The sequence below is a fragment of the Maricaulis maris genome (assembly GCF_036322705.1).
Taxonomy (GTDB): Bacteria; Pseudomonadota; Alphaproteobacteria; order Caulobacterales; family Maricaulaceae; genus Maricaulis; species Maricaulis maris_B.
The window spans coordinates 1537176-1548970 of sequence record NZ_AP027270.1 but is presented as its reverse complement, the minus strand read 5'-3'; the positions used below and the strand labels follow the sequence as shown (position 1 = coordinate 1548970).

At 64.1% G+C, this 11795-nt stretch carries 9 protein-coding genes; all 9 read left to right on the top strand.

Annotation, left to right across the window (positions count from 1 at the left end):
• Window positions 1-10 precede the first annotated feature (10 nt).
• The 9 genes from mce to tsf all read left to right on the top strand — a co-directional run bounded on the left by mce (window position 11) and on the right by tsf (window position 11768).
• Window positions 11-427, top strand: a complete 417-nt coding sequence (mce, locus tag AAA969_RS07245) for a methylmalonyl-CoA epimerase (RefSeq protein ID WP_338245122.1) — start codon at window positions 11-13, stop codon at window positions 425-427.
• Window positions 427-765 (top strand): DUF1467 family protein, encoded by a 339-nt coding sequence (locus tag AAA969_RS07240; protein ID WP_338245120.1) that lies wholly within the window; start codon window positions 427-429, stop codon window positions 763-765. The genes mce and AAA969_RS07240 overlap by 1 nt, the downstream gene beginning before the upstream one ends.
• 116 nt (window positions 766-881) lie before the next feature.
• Window positions 882-2477 (top strand): AbgT family transporter, encoded by a 1596-nt coding sequence (locus AAA969_RS07235; protein WP_338245118.1) that lies wholly within the window; start codon window positions 882-884, stop codon window positions 2475-2477.
• Between the two features lie 123 nt (window positions 2478-2600).
• Window positions 2601-3935 carry a proline--tRNA ligase gene (gene proS, locus AAA969_RS07230; RefSeq protein ID WP_338245116.1) on the top strand — a complete coding sequence of 445 codons (1335 nt, stop codon included), beginning with the start codon at window positions 2601-2603 and terminating at the stop codon, window positions 3933-3935.
• Window positions 3928-5259 (top strand): lipoprotein-releasing ABC transporter permease subunit, encoded by a 1332-nt coding sequence (locus AAA969_RS07225; protein WP_338245114.1) that lies wholly within the window; start codon window positions 3928-3930, stop codon window positions 5257-5259. The genes proS and AAA969_RS07225 overlap by 8 nt, the downstream gene beginning before the upstream one ends.
• Window positions 5252-5941: an ABC transporter ATP-binding protein gene (locus AAA969_RS07220; RefSeq protein ID WP_338245111.1), complete on the top strand. Its 690-nt coding sequence runs from the start codon at window positions 5252-5254 to the stop codon at window positions 5939-5941. The genes AAA969_RS07225 and AAA969_RS07220 overlap by 8 nt, the downstream gene beginning before the upstream one ends.
• Window positions 5942-6284: 343 nt before the next feature.
• Entirely contained in the window at window positions 6285-9728 is a 3444-nt protein-coding gene (dnaE, locus tag AAA969_RS07215; RefSeq protein WP_338245109.1) for a DNA polymerase III subunit alpha, read from the top strand.
• 191 nt (window positions 9729-9919) lie between these two features.
• Window positions 9920-10795 carry a 30S ribosomal protein S2 gene (rpsB, locus tag AAA969_RS07210; protein ID WP_338245107.1) on the top strand — a complete coding sequence of 292 codons (876 nt, stop codon included), beginning with the start codon at window positions 9920-9922 and terminating at the stop codon, window positions 10793-10795.
• A 34-nt stretch (window positions 10796-10829) separates the two neighbouring features.
• The gene (tsf, locus tag AAA969_RS07205) at window positions 10830-11768 is read left to right on the top strand and encodes a translation elongation factor Ts (protein WP_338245105.1); all 939 of its coding nucleotides are present in this window, start codon (window positions 10830-10832) and stop codon (window positions 11766-11768) included.
• Window positions 11769-11795 lie beyond the last annotated feature (27 nt).

The following is an 11795-nucleotide window of genomic DNA, read 5'->3' as shown; positions in this document are numbered from 1 at the left end:
GAGACGCGGGATGAAGATCGGACGTTTGAACCATGTCGGCGTGGCCGTACCCGATATCGAGGCGGCCAAGAAAACCTATGCCGAACTCTATGGCGCCGCCGATGCGACCGAGACGAAGGATTTTCCGCATCTCGGGGTGAGGGTGGCCTTCGTCCATCTCGCCAATAGCGAGATCGAGCTCCTCGAACCGCTCGGCGCGGACAGTCCGGTCCACAAATTCCTTGAACGCAATCCCAAGGGCGGCCAGCACCATCTCTGCTTTGAGGTGCCTGACATTGTCGCCGCCCGGGACGCGATGGTGGCGAAGGGCGCGACCGTGCTCGGTACGGGAGAGCCCTATGTCGGTGCCCACGGTGTGCCGGTCATCTTCATCCATCCCAAGGACAGTCACGGCCAGCTCATCGAGCTGATGCAGGAGCCGCAATGATGAAACGCTGGATCGGTCATGTCCCCGTCGCGATCGCGGCGCTTCTCTGGCTGAAGGGTTTCTTCGTGCGTGACGGCGGCGTTGGCATTGTCAACGGTGTGGTCGTCTTCCTGATTGTCTGGTGGCTCTTCTTCTTCACCATGCTGCCGATCGGCGTACGCTCGCAGGAAGAGGCTGGCGACGTCGTGGACGGGTCCGAGCCCGGGGCACCGCAAGCGCCCAACATGGCGCGCAAGATGTGGTGGACGACGATCGCCACCTCGATTGCCTGGATATTCTATTTCATCATCACCGAGAGCGGTGTGCTGAGCCAGTTGATGCCGCACCGCTGGTATTGATCGACCTTGGCTGGCAACTGAGTCTCCGGCAACCAATAAGTCCCTAGATTTCATCGGGTTGAAAACAATTCTCAGCTCGTGTCTTGTGCGGCCTGCACGGCAGCACAGGGGTGATCATGCGCAACAATCAGGGCCAGGCCGAACCGGCAAAGCGGGGCGTCTTCACGCGGTTTCTGGACGGGGTGGAGTGGCTCGGAAACCTGCTGCCGCATCCGGTCACCCTGTTTGCGCTCCTGGCCGTCGGAATCGTCCTGCTCTCGGGTCTGCTCGGCTGGATGGGAATTGCGGTCGAAGACCCGCGTCCCGCGGGCGCGCGCGGAGTTGCCGAGGACGGCATGATCCGGGCGGTCAGCCTGCTCGATGGCGATGGCATCCGGCGCATCTTCACCGGCCTGGTCACCAATTTCACCAATTTCGCACCGCTTGGCGTGGTCCTCGTTGCCATGCTCGGCGTCGGTGTGGCCGAGAAGTCCGGGCTTCTCTCCGCTGCTGTACGCGGCATGGTGCTGTCGGCACCGCGCCATGTCGTGACTGTCGCCATCGTCTTCGCCGGCATTGTCTCCAATACCGCCTCCGAAGTCGGCTATGTCGTCCTGATCCCGCTGGCCGGTGCGATTTTCTACGCGCTCGGACGGCACCCGCTGGCCGGCATGGCCGCCGCCTTTGCCGGTGTGTCAGGCGGCTATAGCGCCAATCTCCTGATCGGCACGATCGATCCGCTGCTGGCGGGGATCACCCAGGAAGCCGCGCGCCTGATCGATCCGGACTATGTCGTGGTGGCGACGGCGAACTGGTACTTCATGGTCGCCTCGACCTTCCTGATCACCGCGATCGGCTCGCTGGTCACCATCTTCATCGTCGAGCCCAAGCTGGGCCGGTATAATCCGTCGGCCGCCGACGAGACCGTGCTCGACAAGAACATGATGCAGCCGTTGTCCGACGGCGAACGCAAGGGTCTGGTCTGGGCCGGGCTGGGCATCCTCGCCGTCTTCGGCCTGATGGCGCTGACCCTGCTGCCGGAATGGGGTGTGTTGCGCAATCCCGACACCGGCGACCGGATCAACTCGCCCTTCTTCCGGGGCTTCGTGGTCTGGATCCTGATCTTCTTCGTGGTCGCCGGCTATGCCTATGGCCGCGCCGTCGGGACCATGAAGTCCGACCGCGATGTCATCGACGCCATGGCCGGCGCGCTGAGTGCGCTGGGTCTCTACATCGTGCTGGTTTTCTTCGCGGCCCAATTCGTCGCCTTTTTCGGCTGGACCAATCTCGGCGCCATCACGGCGGTGACCGGGGCGCAATTCCTGCAGGATAGCGGCCTGACCGGGCCACTGGTCTTCTTCCTCTTCATCCTGATGTGCGCGGTGATCAACCTGTCGCTCGGCTCGGCCTCGGCCCAGTGGGCGGTGACGGCGCCGATCTTTGTGCCGATGCTGATGCTGATCGGCTATGCCCCGGAGGTGATCCAGGCGGCCTACCGGATTGGCGACAGCACGACCAATATCATCACCCCGATGATGAGCTATTTCGGTCTCATCCTGGCCTGGGCGACGCGCTATGACCGCAAGCTGGGCGTCGGCACGCTGATCGCGATGATGCTGCCCTACACGATCTTTTTCCTGATCTTCTGGTCGAGCTTCTTCTTCCTGTGGACGTTCGGACTGGACCTTCCGGTCGGGCCGGGCTCGCCGACCTATTATCCGGCTGAGGGGTAGGGCGGATCACGGTTGACGGGCCGAGTTCGGGCCGGTCTCTGCAGACCGGCCCGCCTGCCGCCTTGTATTACGCGGCTCACCCGGTCTAATGGGCGTTACACACGAACCCACCGGAATCGCCTCATGCGCCTGTCCCGCTTTTTCCTGCCTGTCCTGAAAGAAACCCCCTCCGACGCGCAGATCGTGTCGCACCAGCTGATGCTGCGTGCCGGCATGATCAAGCAGCAATCGGCGGGTATCTACTCGTGGCTGCCGCTCGGTCTGAAAGTCCTCAACAAGGTCGAGCAGATCGTCCGCGAGGAGCAGAACAGGGCCGGCGCTGTCGAGTTGCTGATGCCGACCATCCAGTCGGCCGATCTGTGGCGCGAGAGCGGGCGCTATGATGATTACGGCCAGGAGATGCTGCGCATCACCGACCGTCATGATCGCGAGATGCTGTACGGGCCGACCAATGAGGAGATGATCACCGAGCTCTTCCGGTCCTATTGCCGTTCCTACAAGGACCTGCCCAAGCTGCTTTACCACATCCAGTGGAAATTCCGCGACGAGATCCGCCCGCGCTTCGGCGTCATGCGGGGCCGCGAATTCCTGATGAAGGACACCTATTCCTTCGACCTGGACGAGGAGACGGCGCGCAAATCCTATAACCGCATGTTCGTGGCCTATCTCAACACCTTCGCGCGCATGGGCCTCAAGGCTGTCCCGATGAAGGCCGATACCGGTCCGATCGGCGGTGATCTGAGCCATGAATTCATCGTCCTGGCCGACACCGGCGAGAGTGAGGTCTTCTGTCATGCCGATCTGGTCGAGATGCCGGTGCCCGGTCCTGATGTCGATTTCGACGGCGACCTCCAGCCCTATGTCGACCAGCGCACGGCGCTCTATGCCGCGACCGAGGAAATGCACGAGCCGGACGCCTTCGCGGCGGTCCCGGCCGACCGCCAGCTCTCCGCCCGCGGCATCGAAGTCGGTCATATCTTCTATTTCGGCACCAAGTATTCCGAGCCGATGAAAGCAGTTGTCCAGCATCAGGACGGCCAGATCCGTCCCGTGCACATGGGCTCGTACGGGGTCGGCGTGTCGCGCCTGCTCGGGGCGATCATCGAGGCGCATCACGACGAGAAGGGCTGTGTCTGGCCGGAAAGCGTCGCGCCCTTCGGTGTCGGCATCATCAATATGCGTGTCGGCGATGCCGAGTGCGATGCGGCCTGCGAGAGCGCCTATGCGGCGCTGGTCAAGGCCGGGCTCGATCCGCTCTATGACGATACCGACAATCGCGCCGGCGCCAAGTTCGCCACCGCCGATCTGATCGGTCTGCCCTATCAGCTGGTGATCGGGCCGCGCGGCCTGAAAGAGGGCAAGGTCGAGCTCAAGGTCCGTCGCTCGGGCGAGACCCATGAATTGTCACCGGAAGACGCCGTCGCGCGTCTCTCCGCGCGGGCGTTCAGCGATGACTGAGGCGGGTGGCGAAGCAGGCTCGGCATCGGCAGGCGGGGCACGTCCCTTCAGCCCGTATGAATTCCTGCTCGCCTTTCGCTATCTGCGGGCCCGTCGCAAGCATGGCGGCGTCGCCCTGATCGCCTGGATCTCCTTCGGCGGCATCGCACTCGCGGTCACCGGCCTGATCGCCGTCATGTCGATCATGAACGGCTTCCGCGCCGAGCTCTTTAACCAGCTTCTCGGCTTTCAGCCGCATGTCTATGTCGATACTCGGGAAATTGATCCCGGCGAGATTGATCGCCTGCTGACCGAAATCGAGGCGATGACCGGCGTGAAGAGCGCCGATCCGGTGGTGTCCGGCCAGGTCATGGCGACCTCGGACCGGTATGAAACCTTTCTCCAGGTGCTCGCCGTGCGTCCCGAGGACCTTGCCCGGATGGATGTGGTCCAGTCCGGGGATGACCCGCGCAGCCTTACCGGCCTGCAGTTCGGCGACCTCAGCGAGTTCGGTGAAGGCCGCAATGGTGGCGATGTGATCGTCCTTGGCACCGGAGTCGCCCAGCGTCTCGGTGTCAGTGTCGGCGACCGCGTGACCTTCCTGTCGGCGCGGGCCGCGCCGTCCGCCTTTGGCGCACGGCCACAGCAGAAGGCCTATTATGTCGGCGCCATCCTGGCTGCCGGTGTCTCGACCATCGACAACAGCCTGGCCTTCATGCCGCTGGAGCAGGGCCAGCTCTTCTTCCTGCGCGGTGACACGGTCGACCTGATCCAGGTCCGGCTCGATGATCCCGACCAGGCGCCGCTCTTCGTCGAGACGATCCGGGCCATCGCCGGCTTCAATGCCACCGTCTACGACTACACCCGGCTCGATCCGGCCTTCTTCAACGCGCTCCAGTTCGAGCGCACGGCGATGCGCCTGATCCTGTCCATTGTCGTCGCAATCGCCGCCATGAACATCATTTCCGGCCTGGTCATGCTGGTGAAGAACAAGTCGCGCGACATCGCCATCCTGCGCACCATGGGTGCGACCCGCGCCTCGATCATGCGGGTCTTCCTGATCGTCGGCGCCAGTATCGGCATGGCGGGCACTTTTGCCGGCCTGATGCTCGGTATTCTCTTCGTCACCTTCATCGGCCCGATCCAGGACTTCATCACCTGGACGACCGGTGCCCAGGTCTGGGATCCCAGCGTCTATTACCTCTACCGCATTCCGGCCCAGCTCGACTGGGGTGAGGTGGTCTTCATCACCGTCTTCGGCTTTGCGATCTCGCTGCTGGTGACCATCCCGCCAGCCTGGCGTGCGGCCCGTCTCGATCCGGTGGAGGCGCTGCGCTATGAGTGAATTTGTTCTCGAGCTCGACGCGATCGATCGCACCTATGTCACCGAAGCGGGTCAGCTGCCGGTCCTGCAGGGAGCCAGCCTGACCCTGTCGCCGGGCGAGATTGTCGGCCTCGTCGGGCCGTCCGGCTCCGGCAAGTCCTCGCTCCTGCATGCGGCGGGCCTGCTCGAGCGCCCAGATGGCGGTGAGGTCCGGGTGAGGGGGCGCGCCACGCGGGATCTCAGTGACCGCGACCGCACCTCGATCCGCCGGCGCGAGATCGGCTTTGTCTACCAGTTCCACCATTTGCTGCCGGAATTCGACGCGCTGGAAAATATCACCCTGCCGCAGCTGATCGCCGGTGTGCCGGCCAAGGCCGCGCGCGAGCGGGCCGAACTCCTGTTGACCCAGCTGGGTCTGGGTGACCGGCTCCTGCATCAGCCCTCGCAATTGTCCGGCGGGGAGCAGCAGCGGGTGGCCATCGCCCGCGCCTTGGCCAACGCGCCGCACGTGCTGCTGGCTGACGAGCCGACCGGCAATCTTGATCCGGTGACCTCGGAAACCGTGTTCGAGGCCTTTCGCGAGACCGTGCGGGCCGAGGGCGCGGCGGCCCTGGTGGCGACCCATAATCACGAGCTGGCCAGCCGGATGGACCGGATCCTGACCTTCGCCGATGGCCGGCTCACGCCCTATGAGCCTGTCTAGCCTCGCGATCTCGCGCGCGAATCGCCCATGAAACAAAAGTGGAACATTTCGCTTGACGCCTGTCACGCCCCGATTTAGAACAAATGCAGAACACGCATTTCGGGGAGAATGACATGCGCCGTCTGGTTCACGATGTATCCGCTGCCACAGCTGTTTTGGGTTTCGCTTGGATGATCGCCATGTGGGGATCGGTTCTCGGCGCTGCCTGAACCCGCTAGACTGATCCGCCTGACTCGGGATGCGTGTGTTCGCGCACGCGGCCGGGCAGGGTGGGATCGGTTTGCAGGGCGCGAAACCGGCCGGGGAACCGGCTGGACCTCGCGACCGGATGCGGGAGCGGCGTATGGGCGCGCACTATCCATTTGTGCATTTGCGGGTTCGCTCGCCCTATTCGGTGCTCGAGGGTGCCATCCGCATGCCCAAGATGGCCGAAGCCTGCCAGACCCATGGCATGCCGGCGATCGCGCTGACGGACACCAACAACCTGTTCGGCGCGCTCGAATTCTCCGAGGTGCTGTCGGGCGCCGGGGTTCAGCCGATTGTTGGCTGCACGCTGAAAGTCCGTCTGGGTGACCCGCACCCCGGGGAGCGCGCAGAGCCGGATGGCACGCTGGTCCTGCTGGCCCAGGACAGTGTCGGCTACGGAAATCTCATGGCGCTGTCGAGCGCCGCTTTTCTCGATGTTGATGGCGCCGAGGAACCCCATATTCCGCTCGCGCTGGTGCTCGACCACAGTGCCGGACTGATCGCGCTGACGGGCGGGCCGGACAGCGTGCTCAACCGTCTGGTCACCGGCGGTCGTCATCCGGAAGCTGCCAGCTATCTCGGCCAGCTCGAGACGGCCTTTGGCGACCGGCTCTATGTCGAGCTGCAACGGCACGGCCTGCCGGTCGAGCTGGAGGCCGAGGACTGGCTGGTCCGCGAGGCCTATGCCCGCGACCTGCCGCTGGTCGCGACCAATGAGGCCTATTTCACCGATCCCGGCATGCACAAGGCGCATGACGCCCTGCTGTGTATCTCCGAGAGCTCCTTCGTGTCGGTCGCCGACCGGCGGCGGGTCACTGCGGATCACTATCTGACCACGCCGGAGGAGATGAATGCGCGCTTCGCCGATCTCCCCGAAGCGCTGACCAATACGATCGAGATCGCCCGGCGCTGTGCCTTCCGGGTCCGCACCCACGCGCCGATCCTGCCCAGCTTCCCGACCGTGGGAGGCCGCGATGAGAGCGAGGAGCTGATCGCGCGCGCGCATGAGGGGCTGACCGCACGCCTCGCCACCATCAATGCGGCGGCACCGGAAAGCGAGTATCGCGCGCGTCTGGATTTCGAGCTGGGCATCATCCGGCAGATGGGCTTCCCGGGCTATTTCCTGATCGTTTCGGACTTCATCCAGTGGGCCAAGAACAATGACATCCCGGTCGGGCCGGGCCGCGGCTCGGGTGCCGGCTCGCTGGTCGCCTATGCGCTGACCATCACCGATCTCGACCCGCTTCGCTTCGGCCTGCTGTTCGAGCGCTTCCTGAACCCCGAACGTGTCTCCATGCCCGACTTCGACGTCGACTTCTGCCAGGAACGTCGCGGCGAGGTGATCCGCTATGTACAGGAACAATACGGGCATGACCGGGTCGCCCAGATCATCACCTTCGGGACGCTACAGGCGCGGGCCGTGGTGCGCGATACCGGCCGGGTGCTGCAGCTGCCGCTCGGCCTGGTCGACCGTCTGGCCAAGATGGTGCCGGCCAATCCGGCCAACCCGGTCACCCTGGCCCAGGCGCTCGATATCGAGCCGCGGCTCAAGGAGATGCGCCGCAATGACGAGTCGGTTGATACCCTGCTGACCGTCGCCCTGAAACTGGAAGGCCTGTTCCGCAACGCCTCGACCCACGCCGCCGGCGTGGTCATCGGGGACCGTGCCCTGACCGAGCTGGTGCCGCTCTATCGCGATCCGCGCTCCGATATTCCGGCCACCCAGTTCAACATGAAATGGGTCGAGCCGGCCGGGCTGGTGAAGTTCGACTTCCTCGGCCTCAAGACCCTGACGGTGATCGCCCGCGCCCTCGGCTATATCGCCTCGGCGGGCAAGGAGGTGCCGGACATCGAGGGCATTGATTTCGATGACCAGGCGACCTTCGACCTGTTGCAGTCGGGCCATGCCATCGGCGTGTTCCAGCTGGAATCCTCGGGCATGCGCGACACGCTCAAGAAGATGAAGCCGGATGCGATCGAGGATCTGATCGCCCTGATCTCGCTCTATCGGCCCGGTCCGATGAAGAATATCGACGTCTATGTCGACCGCAAATTCGGCCGGGCGGAAGTCGACAATCTTCACCCCGACCTGGAAGGCGTGCTGTCGGAAACCTACGGCGTCATCATCTACCAGGAACAGGTGATGCAGATCGCCCAGATCCTGTCCGGCTATTCGCTCGGCGAAGCCGACCTTCTGCGCCGTGCCATGGGCAAGAAGAAGAAGGAGGAGATGGACAAGCAAAAGGTCCGTTTCCTCGAGGGCGCCGAGAAGAATGGCGTCAGCCGCGAGAAAGCCTCCTATATCTTCGAGCTGGTGGCCGAGTTCGCCGGCTATGGGTTCAACAAGTCACACGCCGCCGCCTATGCCGCAATCGCGTACCGGACCGGCTATCTGAAGGCGAATTACCCGGTCGAGTTCATGGCCGCGCTGATGTCGCTGGACGCGGCCAATACCGACAAGCTGGCCGCCTTCTTCCAGGAAATTCGGCGCATGAAGATCGAGGTGCGCCCGCCCGATGTGAATGCCTCGCAGGCCGATTTCTCGGTCGAGGAGGGGACGATCCGCTTTGCCCTCGGCGCCATCCGCAATGTCGGCTTCGTCGCCATGGAGCATATCGTGGCCGAGCGCGAGGCCAACGGGCCGTTCCGCGATCTCTATGATTTTGCCGAGCGCGTCGATCCGCGCCAGATCAACAAGCGCACCTTTGAAAACCTGGCCAAGGCCGGGGCGTTCGACGGGCTTGATCCGGACCGCGCCCGCGTCATGGCCTCCGCGGAGACCCTGATCTCGATGGCGCAGCATGCTGCCGAGCAACGCGAGAGCGCCCAGGCCAGCCTGTTTGGCGGCGGCGGGGACGAGGCCCAGCTCGAGCGGCCACGCCTGCCCGAGCCGGACCCGTGGACCGCCACCGAGCGTCTCGACGCCGAGCTGTCGGCGATCGGCTTTTACCTCTCCGGTCACCCGCTCGATGACCTGCGCGAGCATCTCGCCGGTCGCGGCGTGGTCTTCCACGCCGAGGCGCCGGCCCGCGTAGCCGACGGGGCAACGGCCCTGCGTCTGGCCGGCATGGTGCGGCGACGTCAGGAACGGGTTTCGAACAAGTCGGGGGAGCGTTTTGCCTGGACGACCCTGTCCGACCCCACCGGCGAGTTCGAGGTTTTCGTTTCGCCGGAACTGTTGCGGACCTCGCGCGACCTGCTCGACAGCGGCCAGGCCGTGCTGGTCAATTGCCGCGTTGATGAGCGTGACGAGCAGATTTCCTTCTTCGCCGACCGGATCGAGCTGCTCGACACCAAGGTGTCGGCCGAACGCCTGCGCATCCGACTCGATCTGGCGGACGCCCTGACCAGCGTGCATGCCCGTCTCGAACGCGCCAACAAGCGGGCCGATGCCAGTCATGACGCAGTGATCGACCTGCTGATGCCGCTGCGTGATGGTGGTGAAATCGAGATGCGCCTGCCGGGCCGCCACTCCGCCGATGCGGCGCTGCAGGCTGCCCTGAAAGGGGTGAAGGGCGTGGCCTCGGTCGAGACCGTCTGACGGCCGCCCGTCAACGCATGCCAGCACTGTCTTTCCGGCGGGTTCGCGTGCTTGCCAAGCGGGCATGACGCGCCTATAAGCCGCGCCATCACGCACACGGGGCTACGTCCGGTCTTTGGCCAGACGCTCCGGTGTCGCTTGCAGGTGCAGGCGGCTCCGCCCCGTGGAGGCCAACCGGAAAAGGAAAATCGATGGCTCTCCCTGAATTCAGCATGCGTCAGCTGCTTGAAGCTGGTTGTCACTTTGGACACCAGACCCACCGCTGGAACCCGAAGATGAAGGATTTCATCTTTGGTGAGCGGTCCAACATTCACATTATCGACCTGTCCCAGACCGTCCCGCTGCTGCACCAGGCCCTGGTGAAAGTGCGCGAAACGGCTGCCAAGGGCGGTCGGGTCCTGTTCGTCGGCACCAAGCGTCAGGCTTCCGAGCCGCTCGCCCTGGCTGCTGGTCGCTGCGCGCAATACTACATGAACCAGCGCTGGCTCGGCGGTACGCTGACCAACTGGCGCACCATCTCCAACTCGATCGCCCGTCTGCGCGAGCTGGAAGGCATGTTCGAGAGCGAGGGCGGCATGGCCGGCCTCACCAAGAAAGAACAGCTGATGCTGACCCGTGAGCGCGAGAAGCTCGATCGCTCGCTCGGTGGTATCAAGGACATGGGCGGCACGCCGGACCTGATGTTCGTGATCGACACGAACAAGGAAGGCATTGCCATCCAGGAAGCCAAGAAGCTCGGCATCCCGGTCATCGCCGTGGTCGACACCAATTGCGATCCGGACCTGATCGATTTCCCGATCCCGGGCAATGACGACGCCAGCCGCGCCATTTCGCTCTACTGCGACCTGATCGCCGACGCCGTCCTCGACGGCATGAGCGACAGCCAGATGGCGATGGGCATGGATCTGGGTGAAGCCGAAGCACCGGTCGAGACCCTGATCGAAGCTGAAGCGGCACCGGCTGCCGAAGCTCCGGCCGAGGAAGCCAAGGCCGAGGACGCTCCGGCTGCCGAAGCTGAAGCCCCCGTCGCTGACGCGTCATCCGAATCTGACAAGACCGAAGCGTAACGTTTCGATCCAAAGCGAAATCCAGGAGAAACCGATGGCTGCCATTACCGCTGCTCTCGTGAAGGAACTGCGCGAAAAAACCGGCGTAGGCATGATGGACTGCAAGAAGGCGCTGAGCGAGAATGACGGCGACTTCGAAGCCGCCGTTGACTGGCTGCGCAAGAAGGGCCTGTCCAAGGCTGCCAAGAAGGCTGATCGCGTTGCCGCTGAAGGTCTCGTCGCTGTTGCCACCGATGGTGGCAAGGGTGCCGTGGTCGAGCTGAACTCCGAAACCGACTTTGTCGCCCGGAACGAAAAGTTCCAGGCCGCCGTCAAGGAAGTCGCCGGTCTCGCCATTGGCGGAAGCGGTGATGTGGCCGAAATCAAGGCTGCCAAGATGGCCAATGGCGGTTCGGTCGAGGATCACCTGACCAACCTGATCGCGACGATCGGTGAGAACATGGCCCTGCGTCGCGCGGCCGTTGTTGTGGCCGAGCCGGGCGTGGTTGCGTCCTACGTGCACAATCCGGCCGGCACCGACATGGGCGCCATCGGCGTTCTCGTGGGTCTGAAGTCCGAGGGTGACGCCGACAAGCTGGCCGAGCTGGGCCGCAAGATCGCGATGCACGTCGCCGCCGGTTCCCCGGCCGTGGCCGTCTCGGTCGATGTCGACGGTGTCGACAGCGCGATCGCCGACAAGGAACGCGAAGTCTTTGCCGACCAGGCGCGTCAGTCGGGCAAGCCGGAGAGCATCGTCGAGAAGATGGTCGAAGGTCGCATGCGCAAGTTCTACGAGGAAGTCGTGCTGCTGAAGCAGGCCTTCGTCATGGACCCGGATTCGACGATCGAGCAGGTTCTTGAAGCGGCGTCCAAGGAACTCGGGACCCCGGTCACGATTTCCGGCTTCGTCCGCATGGCGCTGGGTGAAGGCGTCGAGAAGGGCCCGGAAGAAGATTTCGCGGCTGAAGTCGCTGCTGCAAGCGGCAAGTCCTGATCTCCCTGACAACAAGCGGCGGCGCTT

Excerpts from the sequence above, each read along its gene's own strand:
- mce (WP_338245122.1), top strand. The coding sequence starts at position 11 with ATGAAGATCGGACGTTTGAACCATGTCGGCGTGGCCGTACCCGATATC.
- AAA969_RS07240 (WP_338245120.1), top strand. The coding sequence starts at position 427 with ATGAAACGCTGGATCGGTCATGTCCCCGTCGCGATCGCGGCGCTTCTC.
- AAA969_RS07235 (WP_338245118.1), top strand. The coding sequence starts at position 882 with ATGCGCAACAATCAGGGCCAGGCCGAACCGGCAAAGCGGGGCGTCTTC.
- proS (WP_338245116.1), top strand. The coding sequence starts at position 2,601 with ATGCGCCTGTCCCGCTTTTTCCTGCCTGTCCTGAAAGAAACCCCCTCC.
- AAA969_RS07225 (WP_338245114.1), top strand. The coding sequence starts at position 3,928 with ATGACTGAGGCGGGTGGCGAAGCAGGCTCGGCATCGGCAGGCGGGGCA.
- AAA969_RS07220 (WP_338245111.1), top strand. The coding sequence starts at position 5,252 with ATGAGTGAATTTGTTCTCGAGCTCGACGCGATCGATCGCACCTATGTC.
- dnaE (WP_338245109.1), top strand. The coding sequence starts at position 6,285 with ATGGGCGCGCACTATCCATTTGTGCATTTGCGGGTTCGCTCGCCCTAT.
- rpsB (WP_338245107.1), top strand. The coding sequence starts at position 9,920 with ATGGCTCTCCCTGAATTCAGCATGCGTCAGCTGCTTGAAGCTGGTTGT.
- tsf (WP_338245105.1), top strand. The coding sequence starts at position 10,830 with ATGGCTGCCATTACCGCTGCTCTCGTGAAGGAACTGCGCGAAAAAACC.